At 61.9% G+C, this 19,607-nt stretch carries 13 protein-coding genes and 4 tRNA genes; 12 read left to right on the top strand and 5 right to left on the bottom strand.

The genetic code is table 11. The features are described from left to right. The first annotated feature begins 109 nt into the window (after window positions 1–109). The 4 genes from spoT to C2U47_RS09920 all read left to right on the top strand — a co-directional run bounded on the left by spoT (window position 110) and on the right by C2U47_RS09920 (window position 5,015). Window positions 110–2,227: a bifunctional GTP diphosphokinase/guanosine-3',5'-bis pyrophosphate 3'-pyrophosphohydrolase gene (spoT, locus tag C2U47_RS09905; RefSeq protein WP_039040667.1), complete on the top strand. Its 2,118-nt coding sequence runs from the start codon at window positions 110–112 to the stop codon at window positions 2,225–2,227. A gap of 107 nt (window positions 2,228–2,334) precedes the next feature. After that, window positions 2,335–3,078, top strand: a complete 744-nt coding sequence (trmH, locus tag C2U47_RS09910) for a tRNA (guanosine(18)-2'-O)-methyltransferase TrmH (RefSeq protein WP_180911303.1) — start codon at window positions 2,335–2,337, stop codon at window positions 3,076–3,078. Beyond that, window positions 3,068–4,108, top strand: a complete 1,041-nt coding sequence (locus tag C2U47_RS09915) for an alpha/beta fold hydrolase (protein WP_102948987.1) — start codon at window positions 3,068–3,070, stop codon at window positions 4,106–4,108. The genes trmH and C2U47_RS09915 overlap by 11 nt, the downstream gene beginning before the upstream one ends. Window positions 4,109–4,211: 103 nt before the next feature. Next, window positions 4,212–5,015: a Cof-type HAD-IIB family hydrolase gene (locus C2U47_RS09920; protein WP_102949268.1), complete on the top strand. Its 804-nt coding sequence runs from the start codon at window positions 4,212–4,214 to the stop codon at window positions 5,013–5,015. A 70-nt stretch (window positions 5,016–5,085) separates the two neighbouring features. Here C2U47_RS09920 and C2U47_RS09925 read toward each other — a convergent pair whose 3' ends face one another. The 5 genes from C2U47_RS09925 to C2U47_RS09945 form a co-directional block, all read right to left on the bottom strand. Further along, entirely contained in the window at window positions 5,086–5,604 is a 519-nt protein-coding gene (locus C2U47_RS09925; protein ID WP_043153707.1) for a ricin-type beta-trefoil lectin domain protein, read from the bottom strand. 170 nt (window positions 5,605–5,774) lie between these two features. After that, window positions 5,775–5,851: transfer RNA gene (locus C2U47_RS09930), tRNA-Pro, on the bottom strand. A gap of 58 nt (window positions 5,852–5,909) precedes the next feature. Then, window positions 5,910–5,995 (bottom strand) — tRNA-Leu (locus tag C2U47_RS09935). Window positions 5,996–6,015: 20 nt separating this feature from the next. After that, window positions 6,016–6,091, bottom strand: a tRNA-His gene (locus tag C2U47_RS09940). 50 nt (window positions 6,092–6,141) lie between these two features. Then, window positions 6,142–6,218, bottom strand: a tRNA-Arg gene (locus tag C2U47_RS09945). Window positions 6,219–6,481: 263 nt separating this feature from the next. Here C2U47_RS09945 and C2U47_RS09950 point away from each other — a divergent pair. From C2U47_RS09950 to C2U47_RS09990, 8 genes are all read left to right on the top strand, one after another. After that, window positions 6,482–7,072, top strand: a complete 591-nt coding sequence (locus C2U47_RS09950; RefSeq protein ID WP_010672311.1) for a TetR/AcrR family transcriptional regulator — start codon at window positions 6,482–6,484, stop codon at window positions 7,070–7,072. Continuing rightward, window positions 7,069–8,175, top strand: coding sequence for an efflux RND transporter periplasmic adaptor subunit (locus C2U47_RS09955; protein ID WP_041212081.1), 1,107 nt, complete (start codon window positions 7,069–7,071; stop codon window positions 8,173–8,175). The genes C2U47_RS09950 and C2U47_RS09955 overlap by 4 nt, the downstream gene beginning before the upstream one ends. A gap of 15 nt (window positions 8,176–8,190) precedes the next feature. Continuing rightward, window positions 8,191–11,271, top strand: coding sequence for a multidrug efflux RND transporter permease subunit (locus C2U47_RS09960; RefSeq protein WP_103261623.1), 3,081 nt, complete (start codon window positions 8,191–8,193; stop codon window positions 11,269–11,271). A 120-nt stretch (window positions 11,272–11,391) separates the two neighbouring features. Beyond that, window positions 11,392–13,350, top strand: coding sequence for an ATP-binding protein (locus C2U47_RS09965; RefSeq protein WP_010672308.1), 1,959 nt, complete (start codon window positions 11,392–11,394; stop codon window positions 13,348–13,350). Between the two features lie 76 nt (window positions 13,351–13,426). Continuing rightward, the gene (gene gorA / locus C2U47_RS09970; protein ID WP_045522651.1) at window positions 13,427–14,776 is read left to right on the top strand and encodes a glutathione-disulfide reductase; all 1,350 of its coding nucleotides are present in this window, start codon (window positions 13,427–13,429) and stop codon (window positions 14,774–14,776) included. A 349-nt stretch (window positions 14,777–15,125) separates the two neighbouring features. Next, complete coding sequence (kdpA, locus tag C2U47_RS09980; RefSeq protein WP_103261624.1) at window positions 15,126–16,808, top strand: potassium-transporting ATPase subunit KdpA; 1,683 nt, start codon at window positions 15,126–15,128, stop codon at window positions 16,806–16,808. A gap of 55 nt (window positions 16,809–16,863) precedes the next feature. Beyond that, the gene (gene kdpB / locus C2U47_RS09985) at window positions 16,864–18,921 is read left to right on the top strand and encodes a potassium-transporting ATPase subunit KdpB (protein ID WP_049636912.1); all 2,058 of its coding nucleotides are present in this window, start codon (window positions 16,864–16,866) and stop codon (window positions 18,919–18,921) included. Between the two features lie 59 nt (window positions 18,922–18,980). After that, window positions 18,981–19,508 (top strand): potassium-transporting ATPase subunit C, encoded by a 528-nt coding sequence (locus C2U47_RS09990; RefSeq protein WP_049636913.1) that lies wholly within the window; start codon window positions 18,981–18,983, stop codon window positions 19,506–19,508. Window positions 19,509–19,607 lie beyond the last annotated feature (99 nt).

Raw genomic sequence — 19,607 nt, forward strand, 5'->3', positions numbered from 1 at the left:
CGCCCGGGTGCCGGCTGTTCTCCCCATTTACAACCGCTCGAAAACCTCGCAAACTCGAGGGCATACCCTCAATTTCACGGATTGCCGTTTAACCGCTGCGGGGACTGTCTTGTATTTATTTGAAAATCTTAAAGAAATAGCCAGTTCCTACCTGCCACCCGAGCAGGTTGAGAAGCTCAGGCAAGCCTATGTGGTAGCCCGTGATGCTCACCAGGGACAGATGCGTTCCAGTGGTGAACCCTACATCACTCATCCCGTTGCCGTGGCCCGCATCCTAGGCGACATGCGCCTCGATCACGAGACCCTGATGGCTGCCGTGCTGCACGACGTCATCGAAGATACCCCTGTCACCAAGGACGACCTGGCCGAGCAGTTTGGCAACGCCGTCGCCGAGCTGGTCTCCGGTGTCTCCAAGCTCGACAAGCTCAAATTCCGCGATCGCAAGGAAGCGCAGGTCGAGAACTTCCGCAAGATGATGATGGCCATGACCCAGGACATCCGGGTCATCCTGATCAAGCTGGCCGACCGCACTCACAACATGCGTACCCTCGGCTCCTTGCGACCGGACAAGCGCCGCCGCATCGCCCGGGAAACCCTCGAGATTTTCGCCCCCATCGCCAACCGCCTCGGTATTCACACCATGAAGAACGAGCTGGAAGAGCTCGGCTTCGAGGCGCTCTACCCCATGCGCTCCCGGGTACTGCGGGAATCGGTGCGCCGCGCCCGTGGCAACCGGCGCGAGATCATCGACTCCATCCAGAGCGAGATTGAGGGGCGTCTGCGGGAAGCCGGTATCGATGCCCAGGTGAGCGGACGCGAGAAGAACCTATTCTCCATCTACAACAAGATGGAGAAGAAAGAACTGCAATTCCACGAAGTGATGGATATCTATGCTTTCAGAGTGAGAGTGAAAGACATAGACACCTGCTACCGAGTGCTTGGGCAGATGCACAGCCTCTACAAGCCGCGCCCCGGTCGCTTCAAGGACTACATCGCCATCCCCAAGACCAACGGCTACCAGTCCCTGCACACCTCCCTGGTGGGCCCCCACGGGGTACCGGTGGAGGTGCAGATCCGCACCGAGTTCATGGACCAGATGGCCGACAAGGGCGTCGCCGCCCACTGGGCCTACAAGCAGGATGGGGACAGCTCGGGCACCACGGCCCAGATCCGCGCCCAGCGCTGGATGCAGAGCCTGCTGGAGCTGCAACAGAGCGCCGGCAGCTCCTTCGAGTTCATCGAGGGAGTCAAGACCGACCTCTTCCCCGACGAGATCTACGTCTTCACACCGGAGGGCCGCATCATGGAGCTGCCCGCCGGCGCCACCCCGGTGGACTTCGCCTACACGGTGCACACAGACATCGGTCATGCCTGCGTCGGTTCCCGGGTCGACCGCCACCCCTATCCGCTGAGCAGCCCGCTGCACTCCGGTCAGACGGTGGAGATCATCACGGCCCCCGGCGCCCGCCCGAACGCGGCCTGGCTCAACTTCGTGGTGACCACCAAGGCGCGCTCCAAGATACGTCAGTTCCTCAAGAACCTGCGCACCGAAGAGTCCGTGGTGCTGGGCCGCCGCCTGCTCAACCATGCCCTCGGCGCCAAGAACATCGAAGACATCCCGGAAGCCCGCGTCAAGCAGGTGCTGGCCGATACCAAACACGAGAACCTGCAGGGGCTGCTGGCCGACGTGGGCCTTGGCAACGCCATGAGCGTCATGGTGGCACGCCGCATGCTGGGAGATGAACTGCCGCCGGAAGAGCAGCCCAAATCCACCAGCAAGAAGATGCCGATCAAGGGGGCCGACGGCATGCTGGTCACCTTCGCCAACTGCTGCCGCCCCATCCCGGGGGACGCCATCATTGCCCACATCAGCCCGGGCAAGGGACTGGTGATCCACCAGGAGTCCTGCCGCAACATCAAGGGCTACAGCCGCGAACCGGACAAATACCTGCCGGTGCAGTGGGAGGTGGACAAGGAGCAGGAGCAGGAATTCCGCACCGGCATCAGCATCGAGATCGTCAATCACCAGGGCGCCCTGGCGGAGCTGGCCAACGTGATTGCCGCCACCGGCGCCAACATCCACGCCATCAGCACTGAGGAGAAAGATGGCCGGGTCTATGTGGTCACCCTGCTCATCACCACCAAGAGCCGGATCCACCTCGCCAACATCATGCGCAAGATCCGGGTCATGCCCAACGTGCTCAGGGTGAGCCGACAGAAAAACTGAACACAGGCGGCGCAAGCCGCCTGCTGCTTTTCAAGAGATACCCAGGGCCCCATGCCGCAAGCCACCAGCCTTGTTGCATGCACCGGCCTCACGACATAGAAACCGACATGACTCCTGAACGCTTCAAACGCATTTCCGACATGCTGGCCCAGCGCCAGCTCGACCTGACCGTCTGCATGGAAGAGGTTCATAAACCTCACAACCTGGCCGCCATCGTGCGCACTGCCGATGCCATCGGCATCCACCGGGTGCACGCGGTCTGGCCCAAGAGCTGGATCCACAAGCGCAAGGGCACCGCCCGCGGCAGCCAGAACTGGGTGGACGTGAAGCTGCACCCGGACATCGGCAGCGCGGTGACCGAACTCAAGGCCTCCGGCATGCAGATCCTGGCGACCCACCTCTCCGACAGCTCCGTGGACTTTCGCGCCATCGACTACACCAGACCCACCGCCATCCTGGTGGGCCAGGAGAAGCACGGCATCGGCGAAGAGGCGCTGGCCCTGGCCGATCACCATATCGTCATCCCCATGGTAGGCATGGTGCAGTCCCTCAACGTCTCGGTGGCTGCCGCCGCCATCCTTTACGAGGCCCAGCGCCAGCGCGAACTGGCCGGCTGTTATCAGCGCGGCTGCCCACTCACACCCGAAGAACAGAACACAATCTTGTTCGAGGGGGGCTATCCCGTCTATGCCCAGCTCTGCAAGGAGAAAGAGATGCCCTACCCCCAGCTCGGCCCGACCGGCGAGATCCTGGCGGACGAACGCTGGTGGCAGCAGATGCAGCTGACCCGCAAAGGATGGGCCGCCCAACAATCGGATGATCCTTCGGAAGAGTACACTGATGAAGCTTAACCACCTGCCCCTGCTGGCCCTGACCCTGTTTTCTGCCGGAGCCCTTGCCGTGAGCAATCCTTACCAGCTGACCACTGAAGCCGACGTCCCCGCCCTCTATCAGCAGACCCTGCCCGACTTCTGGCGCCAGCATGCCGTCGAGGGGGAGTTCAAGGGCAAGGACGGGGTCACCCTCCGCTATGCCGCCCTGCGCCAGCCCAAGATCGATCGCGCCATCCTCATCGTCAACGGCCGGGTCGAGAGCTACCTCAAGTATCAGGAGCTGGCCTGGGATCTCTGGCGTCAGGGTTACAGCCTCTACCTCATCGATCATCGCGGCCAGGGAATGTCAGACCGCATGCTGGTCGACAAAGAGAAGGGGTATGTCGACCAGTTCGACGACTATGTCGCCGATCTCAAACAGTTTCATGACGAAGTGATCGCCCAGGACCAACCCGCCAAGCTGTTCCTGCTGGCCCACTCCATGGGGGGGGCCATCTCGGCCCGTTATCTGGAACGCTGGCCGAACGACATCCAGGCGGCGGTGCTCTCCTCCCCCATGATGGGCATCAACCTCGGCGGCCTGCCCAAGTGGCTGGCCAAGGGGTTGGCGGCCACCATCGGCACGGTCGGCGGCTGGGTGGGCGAGCCCCCCTACGGCCCGGGTCAGGGACCCTATGAGGATCACGGCTTTGCCGACAACGAGCTGACCCACAGCACGGCGCGTTATCAGGCCTTCCGCCAGATCTACGAACAGCATCCCCAGGTCAGGCTGGGGGGCGCCACCGCCCACTGGATCCATCAGGCCATCACAGGATCGGACGCGGTCGTGGCCGACGCCCGCGCCATCAAGACGCCGCTGCTGCTGCTGCAGGCCGGCGAGGACAGCGTGGTGGACAACGCCGCCCAGGAGGCCTTCTGCGCCAAGGCCCAATGTGAAGGGAGCAAGCCGCTGCGTATCGAAGGGGCCTGGCACGAGCTCTTCATCGAGGCGGATCCCCAGCGCCAGGCCGCGCTCAATGCAACCCTGGCCTTCTTCGCGCGCTACTGACGCAACCAGAAGGGGCTGGTTATTTTTTGGATCCCTAAATAAATGGGGTGACGGCAGACGCTGGGGTACACTCCCTCGGCGTTCAATTGAAGTCGAGGTAATGATGTTCAAGGTAGTTGTGTCCGATCTCGATGGTACCCTGCTCAACGGGCAGCACCAGATCTCCTCCCGCACCCGGGATACCCTGCACCGCCTGGTCGACCAGGGCGTCAAGTTCGTGGTCGCCACCGGCCGTCACCATGTGGATGTGCGCAGCATCCGCGATGCGCTGGGGCTGGATATCTACCTCATTACCTCCAACGGCGCCGTGGTTCACGACAAGCAGGATCAACTGGTCTACAACCAGGCGCTACCGAGCACGGTGGCGGCCGAGCTGATCGCCATGGAACGCGACCCGTCCATCCACATCAACGTCTACTACGGCGACGAGTGGCTGGTGGAAGAGGAGCTGCCCTGGTTGCTGAAGTTCCATCACGACTCCGGCTTCAGCTACCGTCTGGCGGATCTCGCCAGCCACCCGATGGACAGGGTCAACAAGGTGTTCTACATCGGCGACCACGACAAGCTGCTGAAGATAGAGGCGCACCTCAACCAGCAATATGGTGATCGACTCAACGTCACCTTCTCCCTGCCTGACTGCCTCGAGGTGATGCATGCCGGTGTGCACAAGGGTAATGCCGTGCGCGCCGTGCTGGAGCAGCACGGCCTGGAGATGTCACAGGCCGTGGCCTTCGGCGATGGCATGAACGACTTCGAGATGCTGAGCATGGTGGGCCGTGGTGTGGTCATGGGCAACGCCCACGATCGCCTCAAACTGGCCCTGCCAGAGCACGAACAGACCCTCACTTCCGATGAAGATGGCGTTGCCGTCTATCTGGAGAAACTGTTCGCCTCCCAGACCCGCTGATTAGGCATCCCCATCGCGGATCGAAAAAGGGTGGCCCATGTGGCCACCCTTTTTGTTTCTCGCTCTCTTGTCACCACGCCAGTGCCGGGTGCATCAGACGGTTCAACAGCGTGCCGGATGGCGTCCACTCAAAGCTCTGGTTGGCGCCGCCATAGCATTCGGCGAGGCGCAGGGGGACGGCCGGCTTATGACGGCGACCCGCCACATCCAGGCACAGCGACACCTGCCGATTAAACAGACGATCCCCCTGCCACTGCCATTGATGGCTCTCCTCCCGGCACACCTCCATCCCCAGACCATCTTCCCCTCTGGCGACCAGGCAATCCCCGGCCAGTTGCAGGGCGCCGACATCCCAGCTGAATGACTGGTTCGGTTGCTGATCGCAGGGCTGGGTCAGCAGACGGCCCTGCTCGCTCAGGGTCACGCAGAAGCCACCACTGGTTACCAAGGTGGCCTCGAGTTCGGCCTTTGGCTTGGGGGCGGCGCCCATCAGAAGATCTTCCGGTTTCGGCTGCAGGGCGCAACCACCCAGCAGCAGTGCGGCCATGGCCAGCACGGAGAGTTGAAGAGAAGTGATATGGTGATGCATAGGCCTTGTATCTGGTCCGTGCCCGAGCGTCCCCTGTCTCGCGGCTCCGGGCCCAGCATACCGAACTCGTGGCGAACAGGCGCCTGAAGAAGTGTAAAAAGACGTGACAGGAAAAAGCGGAAGAGAAACGCCAAAAAGCAAAAACCCCGCCTGAGCGGGGTTTTCAAATGTGGTCGGTGATAAAGGATTCGAACCTTTGACCCTCTGGTCCCAAACCAGATGCGCTACCGGGCTGCGCTAATCACCGAGGGGTATTCTAAAAACACAAAGATGACCATCTGGTCATCCTCGTCATACAGCAAGTATGGTGCGAAGAGAGGGACTCGAACCCTCACACCCGGGGGGCACTAACACCTGAAGCTAGCGCGTCTACCAATTCCGCCACCTTCGCGTACCTGACAAGCTGTAAAATGGGGTGGCTGATGGGGCTCGAACCCACGACAACCGGAATCACAATCCGGGACTCTACCAACTGAGCTACAGCCACCACAGCTGTTTTCGTTCTTCAACACGCCCGTTTAACCGGCGCACTTTTGATGGTGCGCCCGACAGGATTCGAACCTGTGACCTCTGCCTCCGGAGGGCAGCGCTCTATCCAGCTGAGCTACGGGCGCTACGCTGTCGAACGGGGCGCATTATTGATGATGATGCCGACCTTGTCTACTCTTTTTTTGACACAAAGAATCAAGTGCCTGTTTTTCAATCACTTCCGACCCTTTTCAACTATTTTTGTTTTGTTCAGGCTGGATCCAGCAATTCCCCACTACTTTTTGAATCCCTCACCCCATAGGGTCAGAGATGATGGGCAATGCTTGACTTGCCTTTGCGCCCACCTAGAATGAATGAACGTTCATTCAGTCGTTGACCTCTGATAACCATGGATAAGAAAGAACGCATTTTCGAAGCAGCTCACGAGATCCTCGGCGAGCAGGGCTTCTACGGCCTTTCCATTGCCGTGGTCGCCAAGAAAGCCAAGGTGGCGGCAGGCACCATCTATCGCTATTTCAGCGACAAGGATGACCTGATCCGCCAGCTCTATCAGCACACTATCCTCAAGTGTCATCCCCTGGTCATGGAAGGTGTGCAGATAGAAGAGGTGTCCTATAAGCAGTATCGACGCCTCTGGCTCAACATCGATGCCATCTTCACCAGCTACCCCAATGCACTCAAGTGCAAATTGCAGTACGAAAGTTCTCCATTGGGGGCTGAATTGGAGCGGGATCCGGTCATAATGGCGACGTGGGCGCCACTTGAGCGCTTCTTTGAGCAAGGACGCCAACAGGGACTCTTCATCGATCTCCCCATTCTGGTGTTGCAAGCATTGAGTCTGGATTGCGTGGCCAACCTGGCACAGCAGCGCCGGGTTCACGATTTCGAATTGACGCAGGAACAGCTGGAGACGGTCATCCGGGCCAGCTGGAATGCCATTTTAAACCCTAATGTTTCCATCACAGGAGCCTGTTCATGAAAAAGTGGATGGCCATCATGTTGCTGATAGCACTCGCCCTGTTTGGCAGTGTCATCGGCTTCAATATGTTCAAGCAGAAGAAGATTGCAGAGTTCATGGCCAATCGGCCCGAGCCCGAGTTCCCGGTCACCGCCATGGTCACCAAGGCGCAGGACTGGGTCCCCACCATTGAAGCCATCGGCTTCATCGAGCCGAACCAGGGGGTCACCCTCTCCAGCGAGCTGTCAGGCACCATCGACAGCATCCGGTTCGAATCCGGGGCACATGTCAAAGCGGATCAACTGCTGCTGAGCCTGGACTCCAGTGTGGAAAAAGCCAATCTGAACTCTTCCCAGGCCAGGCTGCCGGCAGCCAGGGCCAAGTTCGAGCGCTACAAGAACCTCTATCAGAAGAACTCCATCTCCCGGGACCAGCTGGATGATGCCGAGGCAAGCTACCGCTCCCTCGAGGCGGACATAGACAGTCTGAAGGCCACCATCGCCCGTCGTGAGGTGCGTGCCCCCTTCAGCGGCGCCGTGGGCCTGCGCAACGTCTTCCTCGGCCAGTATCTGGAGCCCGGTACCGAGATCGTGCGCCTGGAAGACACCAGCGTGATGCGCCTGCGCTTCACCGTGCCCCAGACCGACATCTCCAAAATCACCTTGGGACAAACCATCAAGATCAACGTGGATGCCTATCCCCAGACCCAGTTTGACGGCCAAATCACAGCCATCGAGCCCGCGGTCAACTATCAGAGCGGCCTGATCCAGGTGCAGGCAGACATTCCGAACAACGACGGCCAGCTCCGTTCCGGCATGTTCGCCCGCGCCAGCATCATACTGCCCACGGTGAAAGACCAGATAGTGATCCCGCAGTCCGCCATCTCCTTCACCCTCTATGGCGAGAACGTCTACGTCATTCACGAGGCTGACGGCGTGAAACGCGCCAAGCAGGTGGTGGTCAAGGCAGGTGAGCGTCGCGGCAACGATGTCCATGTGCTGTCCGGCATCAAGGCTGGCGATCAAATCGTGCTGTCGGGTCAGGTTCGCCTGAGCAACGATACCAAGGTGCACGTGGTCGAGAACGATGCCCTTGCCGTTCCGGCACAAACCCCGATGCTGTAAGCGCGGAGAGCTGCGATGCGATTTACTGACATATTCATAAAACGGCCTGTGCTGGCGATCTCGCTCAGCTTCCTGATAGCCCTGCTGGGCTTCCAGGCCATCTTCAAGATGCAGGTGCGTGAATACCCCGAGGTGATCAATACCGTCATCACGGTCAACACCAGCTACTATGGCGCCAGTGCGGATCTGATCCAAGGCTTCATCACCCAGCCCCTGGAGCAGGCGGTCGCCCAGGCCGACAACATCGACTTCATGACCTCCTCGAGCCAGCTGGGCAGTTCCACGGTGACGGCGTACATGAAGCTCAACACCGATCCGAACGCCGCGCTGTCCGACATCCTGGCCAAGGTCAACTCGGTGCGTTCCCAGTTGCCCAAAGAGGCGGAAGACCCTTCGGTCACCTCCTCCACCGGCTCCACCACGGCGGTGCTCTACATGGGCTTCACCAGCCCGGAGCTCAACTCCAGCCAGATCACCGACTACCTGGAGCGGGTCATCAAGCCCCAGCTGTTTACCGTGGGCGGGGTCTCCAAGGTGGATCTGTATGGCGGGGTCGAATTCGCCCTGCGGGTGTGGCTGGATCCGGCCAAGATGGCCGCCTTTGACCTGACCTCAAGCGACGTGATGACGGTGCTCAACAGCAACAACTATCAGTCCGCGACCGGCCAGGCCACCGGCTATTTCACCCTGTTCAACGGCAACGCCGAGACCCAGGTCGGCAACATCGAAGAGCTCAAGCGTCTGGTGGTCGCCACCCGCGACAGCAAGGTGATCCGTCTCTCCGACATCGCCAAGGTCTCCCTGGAGAAGAGCCACGACATCTATCGCGCCAGCGCCAACGGCCGCGAGGCCGTGGTTCTGGCCATCAACGCAGCCCCGACAGCCAACCCCATCAACATCGCCCACGATGTGCTGGAGCTGCTGCCGAGCCTGAAGCGCAACATGCCGAGCACCATGCAGGTGAACGTCCTGTATGACTCCACCATCGCCATCAACGAATCCATCCACGAGGTCATCAAGACCATACTGGAGGCGGCCGCCATCGTACTGGTGGTGATCACCCTGTTCCTCGGTTCGTTCCGGGCGGTCATCATCCCCATCATCACCATTCCCCTGAGCCTCATCGGCGTGGTGATGATGATGGACATGTTCGGCTTCTCCATAAACCTCATGACCCTGCTGGCGATGGTGCTGGCCATCGGTCTGGTGGTGGATGACGCCATCGTGGTGCTGGAGAACGTCGACCGTCACATCAAGGAAGGGGAAGAGCCGTTCCGGGCCGCCATCATAGGTACCCGGGAGATCGCCGTGCCCGTCATCGCCATGACGGTCACCCTGGCGGCGGTGTATGCGCCCATCGCCCTGATGGGGGGCATCACCGGCTCCCTGTTCAAGGAGTTCGCGCTGACCCTGGCGGGCGCCGTGTTCGTCTCGGGCATCATCGCCCTGACCCTGTCGCCCATGATGTGCGCCAAGATGCTCAGGGCCAACGAGGAGCCCGGCAAGTTCGAGCGTACCGTACACGATCTGCTGGACCGGATGACGGCCCGCTACGACGCCATGCTCCATGCCGTGATGCAAAAGCGCATCGTGGTCATCCTGTTTGCCATCATCGTGTTCGCCAGCCTGCCGCTGCTGTTCAAGTTCATTCCGAGCGAGCTGGCCCCGTCCGAGGACAAAGGCGTCATGGCGGTGCTGGGGACGGCTCCTTCCAACGCCAACCTGGACTACATCGAAAACACCATGGCGGATGTGAACAAAGTCCTGGACGACCAGCCGGAGATCGCTTACTCCCAGGTCTTCTCAGGGGTGTTCAACTCCAATCAGGCGTTCGGTATCGCCTCCATGGTGCCCTGGAGCCAGCGTGAAGCGAGCCAGAAAGAGGTGCTGGATCGGGTTGCCGGTCTGGTGAAGGACATCCCCGGGATGGCCATCACCACCTTCCAGTTCCCGGAACTGCCGGGGGCCTCGAGCGGTCTGCCCATCCAGTTCGTCATCACCACCCCGAACAGCTTCGAGAGCCTGTTCCTGATCGCGGGTGAGATGCTGGCGGCAACCCAGGCCAACGGCCAGTTCGTCTATTCGGATCTCGATCTGAACTACGACTCGGCCACCATGAAGATCAGCATCGACAAGGACAAGGCGGGTGCCTACGGCATCACCATGCAGGACATCGGCATCACCATGGGCACCATGATGGCGGACGGTTACGTCAACCGTATCGACCTGGATGGCCGCTCCTACGAGGTGATCCCGCAGGTGGAGCGCAAGTTCCGTCTCAACCCCGAGTCCATCAAGGGCTACTACGTGCGTGCCGCCGACGGCAAGTCGATCCCGCTGGGCAGCCTGATCAAGATTGAAGTGAAGGGAGAGCCCCGTGCCCTGCCCCACTTCAACCAGCTGAACTCCGCCACCATCGGCGCCGTGCCGGCACCTGGCGTGGCCATGGGGGATGCGATCAACTGGTTCAAGGCGACCGCGGAAGAGAAGCTGCCCCAAGGCTATCGTTACGACTTCATGGGGGAAGCCCGCCAGTTCGTGACCGAAGGGAATGCGCTCTACGCCACCTTCGCCCTGGCCCTGGCCATCATCTTCCTGGTGCTGGCGATCCAGTTCGAATCCGTGCGTGACCCGCTGGTCATCATGGTGTCGGTGCCGCTGGCCATCAGTGGCGCACTGATCGCTCTGGCGTGGGGCATGGCCACCATGAACATCTACTCCCAGGTCGGTCTCATCACCCTCGTCGGTCTGATTACCAAGCACGGTATTCTGATCTGCGAGGTGGCGAAGGAGGAGCAGCTGCTGCATGGTCTGAACCGGATGCAAGCCGTGATGCAGGCTGCCAAGGTCCGTCTGCGCCCCATCCTGATGACCACGGCGGCGATGATCGCAGGCCTTATCCCGCTGCTCTATGCCTCGGGTGCGGGGGCGGCACAGCGCTTCAGCATCGGCATCGTCATCGTGGCGGGTCTGGCCATCGGCACCCTGTTCACCCTGTTCGTGCTGCCGGTCATCTACACCTTCCTGGCATCCGAGCACAAGCCGCTGCCGGAATTCGACGAATCCATCCCGGCAAAAGCCAAGGGCGGTCACTGATCCCAGCCCACACAAACAAGGCCCCGAAAGGGGCCTTGTTTTTATCCATTGGATGACACACGACATAAGTCCATGAAGCAGTTAAACTAAACCGCACTCAATCCAGACCGCAAGGACGCCATGTCAGGAATCTTCTCCAAGGCCGTCGGCCTTAACGGACTCTCTTATCGTCTGCTTTCCTACATTCTGATCTGCAGTACGGTGCTGGCACTGCTCATCACCGTGCTTCAGCTCGCCTGGGACTACAACAAGGATGTGACCGTCATCGAGGCCAGCATCGGCCAGATCGAGGCCTCCTTCCTGCAACCCATCTCGGCCAGTCTCTGGAATCTGGATGAAGAGCAGGTGAAGGTGCAGATCGAGGGCATCATGAACCTGCCCAACATGCAGTTCGTCATGGTCAAGGAGATGCTGGGCAATTCGGAAGTGCCCCTGCTCACCCAGGGGGTGGAGCAGCCCCAATACGACATCTCCCGCGAGTTCACCCTGAGCTACCAGGGGGAAGTGGTTGGCAAGTTGTTCGTCGCCGCCTCCCTGGAGCAGGTCTACCAGCGCCTCATCGAGAAATCCGTGCTGATCCTGGTCAGCCAGACCATCAAGACCCTGGTCGTCTCGTTCTGCATCCTGGTCATCATTTACTATCTGGTGATCCGTCATATCAACCGCATCGTCAGCTATGCCCAGAAACTGAGCCTGGATCGCCTCGCGGTGGAGCTGACCCTGGAGGGTCGCCCCCTGCCCCGCAAGTCCCCTGACGAATTCGATACCCTGGCCGCCACCCTCAACCAGATGCGCACCCGGCTGAACGACGAGTTCACGGCCCGCCATCAGGCCGCCGATCAGCTCCAGCAGGAGCGGGACTTCTCCGCCACCCTGATCAACTCCGCCAACATGGTCATCTGCTGCATGGAGCCGGATCTCAACATCGCCAGCATCAACCCGGCAGCCATCCTGCTCACCGGCTATCACCACCAGGAGCTGTTGCAGCACAACTGGCTGGATCTCTTCGTCAGCAAGGAGCAGCGTGACGAGCTGGCCGCCACCCTGGCCGATCAGGGCGCCCTGGAGGACAGGGAGATCACCATGCACGACCAGCAGGGCAACGAGCTGGTACTGCAGTGGACCTTCGCTCCCTTCTACGAGGGGCCCAACCTCAAGTACCTGATTGGCTTTGGCTATGACATCACCCCCCTCAAGAAGGTGGAGCGGGAGATCACCCTGTTCAACGAGCAGCTGGAAGGCAAGGTGGCGGAACGCACCCGCAGCCTGAGCGATGCCAACGACCAGCTGGGCAAGGCCTATGACGATCTCAAACAGGCCCAGCAGACCCTGGTGGAGTCGGAAAAGATGGCCTCCCTCGGTTCCCTTGTTGCCGGCGTGGCCCACGAGATCAACACCCCCATCGGCATCAGCGTCACCGCCTCCTCCTACCTGCAGGAGCGGGTGGCCGACTTCAAGCAGCATATCGAGGCCAAGCAGCTCTCCCGCACCTACCTCAACGAATTCACCCAGAATCTCGACGAGTCGATGCAACTGCTGCAAGGCAACCTGAGACGCGCCTCAGAGCTCATCGCCAGCTTCAAGCAGGTAGCGGTCGATCAGTCCTCCGAGGCCCGCTACAACTTCAGCCTCGCCGACAACCTGCATCAGGTGGTGGTCTCCCTCGGCTACAAGCTCAAGAAGGCCCAGTGCGAGGTGGACATCCAGTGCGATCCCAAGCTGAGCATCTACTCCTTCCCGGGCAGCTTCACCCAGATCTATTCCAACCTGATCCTCAACTCCATCCATCACGGTTTCGATGGCTGGGACAGGCCCAGAAAGATCACCATACAGGTGGCGCAGCAGGGAGACGAGCTGGTCATCGACTACAGTGACAACGGCCGCGGCATCCCCCCGGAGATATTGCCGCGCATCTTCGATCCTTTCGTCACCTCCAAGCGGGGCCAGGGTGGCAGCGGGCTCGGCACCCATATCATCTACAACCTGGTGGTCCAGCTGCTGCGCGGCCGCATCCACTGCGCCAGCGAACCGGGCCAGGGCGCCCAGTTCCACATTCGTCTGCCCATCCAGCAGAACTGAGCACCGGCTCTTGTGGGCCGGCCGCTTTGTCCCCATCATGCTGTGACTGCATTCTTAACGAGCGGAGAACCTCGCAATGGCACAGCATTTTGACTACATCGCCATCGGTGGCGGCAGCGGCGGCATCGCCTCGGCCAACCGGGCAGCCATGTACGGCAAGAAAGTCGCCCTGATCGAAGCCAAAGAGCTGGGTGGCACCTGCGTCAACGTCGGCTGCGTACCGAAGAAGGCCATGTGGTATGCAGGCCAGATCGCCGATGCCCTGAAATATGGCGCCGACTACGGCTTCGACACCACGCTCAACCACTTCAGCTGGGCCAAGCTGGTCGAATCCCGTCAGGCCTATATCGGGCGCATTCACCAGTCCTACCAGAACGTGCTGGGCAAGAACCAGATCACTGTCATCAAGGGCTTCGCCCGCTTCGTCGACAGCCATACCGTCGAGGTGAACGGCGAGCACTACAGCGCCGATCACATCCTGATTGCCACCGGCGGCCGCCCCGAGGTCCCGACCATTCCGGGCGCCGAACTGGGTATCGACTCCGACGGTTTCTTCGACCTGCAAAGCCAGCCCAAACGGGTTGCCGTGGTGGGTGCCGGCTATATCGCCGTGGAGATCGCTGGCGTGATGCAGGCACTTGGCTCCGAGACCCATCTGGTGGTGCGCAAACATGCGCCGCTGCGCAACTTCGACCCCATGATCCACGAGACCCTGGTGGAGATCATGGCGCAGGAAGGGCCCAAGCTGCACACCCACGCCATTCCCAAGGCCGTCATCAAGAACGCCGACGACAGCCTGACCCTGCAACTGGAAGATGGTCGCCACCTCACCGTGGACTGCCTCATCTGGGCCATCGGTCGCGTGCCCGCCACCGACAACCTCAATCTGGCTGCCACCGGCATCACCCTGGACGAGAAGGGCTTCATCCCCACCGACAAGTTCCAGAGCACCGACGTCGCCAACCTTTATGCCGTCGGTGACAACACCGGCCGCATCCAGCTCACCCCGGTGGCTGTCGCGGCAGGCCGCCGCCTCTCGGAGCGGCTGTTCAACAACAAGCCGGGCGAGCACCTCAACTACGATCTGGTGCCGACCGTGGTGTTCAGCCACCCGCCCATCGGCACCATCGGCCTGACCGAGCCGGAAGCCGTCGCCGAATACGGTGAAGATCAGGTGAAGGTCTACCGCAGCCAGTTCACCGCCATGTATTCGGCCCTGACCCAGCATCGCCAGCCCACCCGGATGAAACTGGTCTGCGTCGGGCCGGAAGAGAAGGTGGTCGGCCTGCACGGCATCGGCTTCGCCATGGACGAGATCCTGCAAGGCTTCGGCGTCGCCATGAAGATGGGTGCCACCAAGGCGGACTTCGACAACTGCGTTGCCATCCATCCGACCAGCGCGGAAGAGTTTGTGACCATGCGATAAGCGGGGTTGAAGCTGACCTCATCACCATCGGGTCAGCTTCCACCACTTGCTACCAAAACCCGGCTCAGGCTGGGTTTTTTGTGCCTTGCCTGTCCACCAGCCAACAAAACCTGCCTTCTTTACGCCGATTTTACGCCAGCCAAATTGGGCTTTATGGCGCCTTTACGCCCGTTTTACATACCCTTTGAGCGTCAATGAGACCCATGGGATCGACACGGATATGCATCGATCCCTGACGCTAATTACCTCAACGGAGTCGTTATGAATTGGCTATATCTGCTGCTGGTCCTCGCCCTCGCGGGCTATCTGCTGCGCGCCCTCGCGCGCACTCATGAGTGAGGAACCGGATATGTGGCAAGAGATCATCTATCCCGTCGCGTTCGTGCTGCTGGTGCTGCTGCCGGCGCCTCTGCTTGGCAACTACCTGTATCGGGTGTTTGAAGGCAAGAGTCGCTGGCTGGCCCCGTTTGAGCGCGCCACCCTGGCCTGCTGCGGCACGGACGGGCGCGAGCAGGACTGGAAGTCCTACGCCCTCAGCCTGCTGGCTTTCAACGGCGCCGGTTTCGGCCTGCTGTTCCTGATCCTGATGGCGCAGGGGCTGCTGCCCCTCAACCCGCAGCAACTGCCCGGGCTGAACTGGCAACTCGCCTTCAACACCGCGGTCAGCTTCATGACCAACACCAACTGGCAGGCCTACTCCGGCGAAGCCAGCCTCTCCTACTTCAGCCAGATGGTGGGGCTCACCACCCAGAACTTCGTCTCCGCCGCCACCGGCGCCGCCGTCGCCATCGCCCTGTTTCGCGGCATCGCCCGCCAGCAGACCACCCACCTCGGCAACTTCTGGCAGGATCTGGTGCGTTTCTGCCTCTACGTGCTGCTGCCGATGGCGCTGATCCTGGCGCTGCTGCTGGTCTGGCAGGGGGTGCCCCAGAGCCTGTCGGCCTACCTGCCGTTCCACGCTCTGGAAGGCCAGGAGCAGCTGCTGCCGCTCGGCCCGGCCGCCTCCCAGATCGCCATCAAGCAGCTCGGCTCCAACGGCGGCGGCTTCTTCGGCATCAACTCAGCCCATCCGTTCGAGAACCCCACAGCCCTCTCCAACTGGCTGGAGATGGTCGCCCTGCTGACCCTGGCCGCCGCCATGGTCTGTACCCTGGGTCGTTACGTGAAGGATCTGGCCCACAGCCGCGCCATCCTCATCGCCATGACCATCATGCTGGTGCTGGGGCTCTGCCTCGCCATCGGCCAGGAGCTGAAGCCGGATCCCGCCCTCGCACACCTCACCAGCGAAGCCGGCAACTGGGAAGGCAAGGAGAGTCGCTTCGGCCCCGTGCTGTCCAGCATCTGGGAAGTGGCCACCACCGCCGCCTCCAACGGCTCGGTCAACGCCATGCACGACAGCTTCACCCCCCTCGGCGGCATGGTCGGCATGATCAACATGCTGCTGGGTGAAGTGGTGTTCGGCGGCGTCGGTGCCGGCATCTACGGCATGATGCTGTTCGTGCTGCTGACCGTGTTCCTGTGCGGCCTGATGGTGGGGCGCACCCCCACCTATCTGGGCAAACGGCTCGGCATCACCGAGATGAAGTGGGTGGTCGCCAGCATGCTGGTGATGCCGGTCGGGGTATTGGTGATCGGCGGCATTACCCTGCTGATGCCGGACTCCGCCACCGTCATCGGACACGATGGCCCACACGGCCTGTCACGGCTGATCTATGCCTACGCCTCGGCCGCCGGCAACAACGGCTCCGCCTTCGCCGGCTTTGCCGCCGCCGACAGCTGGCAGTGCATCGCCATCGGGCTGGCCATGCTGCTCGGCCGCTTCGGCTACATCATTCCGGTGCTGGCCATCGCCGGCCAGTTGGCCCGCGCCCCGCGTCAGGAGACGAGCGAAGGGGACTTCCCCGTCAGCGGCCCGCTCTTCATCACTCTGCTGATCGTCACCGTGCTGCTGATGGGGGGTCTCTCCTTCCTGCCGGTGCTGGCGCTGGGCCCGGTGGCGGAACACCTGAGCCTGCTGGGAGGAGCCTTCTGATGCTGCACCTCCGACTGATCTGCGTGACCAACTATTCGATGCAGGGAGCTTTCCAATGAGCAAATCCGCTTCAATGAGCACCGACACCATTCAGGTGAAGGGCAAGAAACAGAAATCACAGATCCTGCAGGCCATGGTGGAAGCCCTCTATCGCTTCAACCCCAGGGCGCTGTTTGGCAGCCCCATCCTGTTCACCCTCTGGCTGGCGGCCGTGATGGCGACCCTGGAGTCGCTGCTGGGGCAGCCGCTCTCCGGCGTCGCCCCTTCGCTGGCCTGGCAGCTGACCGCCTGGCTCTGGCTCACCCTCTGGTTTGCCAACTTCGCCGAGACCCTGGCCGAGGGGCGCGGCAAGGCACGGGCCGACAGCCTGAAGGCCGGCATGAGCCAACTCAAGGCACGCCGGGTCACCAGCCCGCAGGATGACAAGGGCGAGTGGGTACCGGCCACCAGCCTGCTCAAGGGCGATCTGGTGCTGGTGCGCAGCGGCGAAATGATCCCCGCCGACGGCGAAGTGGTCGCCGGCATCGCCTCGGTTAACGAGGCGGCCATCACCGGCGAATCCGCCCCCGTCATCCGCGAGTCCGGCACCGACCGCAGCGGCGTGACCGGCAACACCACTGTCGTTTCCGACCAGATCTGGGTGCGTATCACCAACAACCCGGGCGAAAGTACCCTGGATCGCATGATTGCCCTGGTGGAAGGGGCCAAGCGGCAGAAGACCCCCAACGAGATGGCGCTGGACGCCCTGCTGGTGGGGCTGACCCTGATCTTCCTGCTGGTGGTGGCCACCCTGCCCTGGTTCCTCGACTACAACGGCACCCAGGTGCCCCGGCTCTATCTGCTGGCGCTGTTCATCACCCTGATCCCGACCACCATCGGCGGTCTGCTCTCCGCCATCGGTATCGCCGGCATGGACCGGCTGGTGAAGCTCAACGTGATCGCCAAGTCGGGCCGCGCGGTGGAAGCCGCCGGCGACGTGCGTACCCTGCTGCTGGACAAGACCGGCACCATCACCTTCGGCAACCGGATGGCGGACGAGCTGATCCCGGCCCCCGGCGTGGATCCCTCCCTGCTGGCCCAGGCCGCCATGCTGGCCTCGCTCGGTGACAATACCCCGGAGGGCAAATCCATCCTGACCCTGGCGAGCAAGAGCCACACCAGACCGAGCCAGCTGGAGAGCGACATCATCATCCCTTTCAGCGCCGAGACCCGGCTGAGCGGGCTGGATCGCAATGGCCATCACTATCGCAAGGGGGCGGTGGACGCCGTGCTGCACTACCTCTCCCTCGATCGCAAGGCGGTGCCCGAGCTCATCCTCAAATCGGTGGACAACATCGCCCGCCAGGGGGGTACCCCGCTGCTGGTCTGTACCCATGAGAAGCTGCTGGGGGTGGTGTTCCTCAAGGACATCATCAAGCCGGGTATCAAGGCCCGCTTCCAGATCCTGCGCCACATGGGGATCCGCACCGTGATGATCACCGGTGACAACCCGCTGACCGCCGCCGCCATCGCCGCCGAAGCCGGGGTGGACGACTTCATCGCCGAGGCGACGCCGGAGAAGAAACTGGCCTACATCCGTCAGGAGCAGGCCGACGGCCGGCTGGTGGCCATGTGCGGGGACGGCGCCAACGACGCACCAGCCCTGGCCCAGGCCGACGTGGGCCTGGCCATGAACGAGGGGACCCAGGCCGCCAAGGAGGCGGGCAACCTGGTGGATCTCGACTCCAACCCCACCAAGCTGCTGGACGTGGTGCTGGTGGGCAAGCAGCTGCTGGTGACCCGTGGCGCCCTGACCACCTTCTCCATCGCCAACGACGTGGCCAAGTACTTCGCCATCCTGCCGGCCCTGTTCATCGCCGCCTATCCACAGCTGGGGGCGCTGAACCTGATGCAGCTGGGCAGCCCCGAGAGCGCCATCCTGTCGGCCATCATCTTCAACGCCCTGATCATCGTCGCGCTGGTGCCGCTGGCCCTGCGCGGGGTCAGCCTGCAGGGCTCGGCCGCCAGCCTGCTGCGCCGCAACCTGCTGATCTACGGCGTCGGCGGCCTGATAGTGCCCTTCATAGGTATCAAGCTGATCGACCTGGTCATCACCGGCCTGGGGCTGGTGTAACGGCATTACCGGATGCGGGGCAGACCCGCATCCACCCAACGCATTTGGAGCAAAAAATCATGATAGCAATCAGAACCCTGCTGACCCTGACCCTGCTGCTGGGGGTGGCATATCCACTGGCCGTCACCGGGCTGGCCCAGCTGCTCTTCCCCTGGCAGGCCAACGGCAGCCTGCTCACCAACGCCAAACAGCAGGTGGTCGGCAGCGCCCTGCTGGCCCAGAAATTCGAGCGGGCCGACTACTTCCACTCCCGCCCCTCCGCCAGCGATTTCGCCACCATAGGTGGCGGCGGAAGCAACCTGGGGATGAGCTCGCCGCTACGGGCCGAGTTTGCCGCAGCGGCGGCCAGGGCGCAGCCGGAAGCCAGGGTCCCCGCCCTGCTGACCCGCTCCGCCTCCGGCCTCGATCCCCATCTGCCCCTCGATGCAGCGCTGGCCCAGGTGGATAGGGTCGCCGGGCAACGGGGGCTGGATCCCGTTCGGCTGACGGAGCAGGTCAAGTCGGCGGCACAAGCTGGTATCCTTGGCCCGCAGGTGGTCAACATTCTCCAGTTGAACCTGCAACTCGATCATCAAAAGGGCGCCTGAGGGCGCTCCTTGCCGTTCGGGAAGGCTCCCTTTCGACAACGGGGACAAGCATGAGCAATGAGGTCACGGCCGCGGTTCGGCCGATGCAACGGGAGCACG

This window comes from Aeromonas sp. ASNIH7, from assembly GCF_002903485.1.
In the GTDB taxonomy this organism is placed as follows: Bacteria; Pseudomonadota; Gammaproteobacteria; order Enterobacterales; family Aeromonadaceae; genus Aeromonas; species Aeromonas caviae.

What these genes read in the sequence shown, in the direction of transcription:
- C2U47_RS09965 (WP_010672308.1), top strand. Translation starts at nt 11,392, where the DNA reads ATGTCAGGAATCTTCTCCAAGGCCGTCGGCCTTAACGGACTCTCTTAT.
- C2U47_RS09920 (WP_102949268.1), top strand. Translation starts at nt 4,212, where the DNA reads ATGTTCAAGGTAGTTGTGTCCGATCTCGATGGTACCCTGCTCAACGGG.
- trmH (WP_180911303.1), top strand. Translation starts at nt 2,335, where the DNA reads ATGACTCCTGAACGCTTCAAACGCATTTCCGACATGCTGGCCCAGCGC.
- C2U47_RS09955 (WP_041212081.1), top strand. Translation starts at nt 7,069, where the DNA reads ATGAAAAAGTGGATGGCCATCATGTTGCTGATAGCACTCGCCCTGTTT.
- C2U47_RS09915 (WP_102948987.1), top strand. Translation starts at nt 3,068, where the DNA reads ATGAAGCTTAACCACCTGCCCCTGCTGGCCCTGACCCTGTTTTCTGCC.
- kdpA (WP_103261624.1), top strand. Translation starts at nt 15,126, where the DNA reads ATGTGGCAAGAGATCATCTATCCCGTCGCGTTCGTGCTGCTGGTGCTG.
- C2U47_RS09925 (WP_043153707.1), bottom strand. Translation starts at nt 5,604, where the DNA reads ATGCATCACCATATCACTTCTCTTCAACTCTCCGTGCTGGCCATGGCC.
- gorA (WP_045522651.1), top strand. Translation starts at nt 13,427, where the DNA reads ATGGCACAGCATTTTGACTACATCGCCATCGGTGGCGGCAGCGGCGGC.
- C2U47_RS09990 (WP_049636913.1), top strand. Translation starts at nt 18,981, where the DNA reads ATGATAGCAATCAGAACCCTGCTGACCCTGACCCTGCTGCTGGGGGTG.
- kdpB (WP_049636912.1), top strand. Translation starts at nt 16,864, where the DNA reads ATGAGCAAATCCGCTTCAATGAGCACCGACACCATTCAGGTGAAGGGC.
- C2U47_RS09950 (WP_010672311.1), top strand. Translation starts at nt 6,482, where the DNA reads ATGGATAAGAAAGAACGCATTTTCGAAGCAGCTCACGAGATCCTCGGC.
- C2U47_RS09960 (WP_103261623.1), top strand. Translation starts at nt 8,191, where the DNA reads ATGCGATTTACTGACATATTCATAAAACGGCCTGTGCTGGCGATCTCG.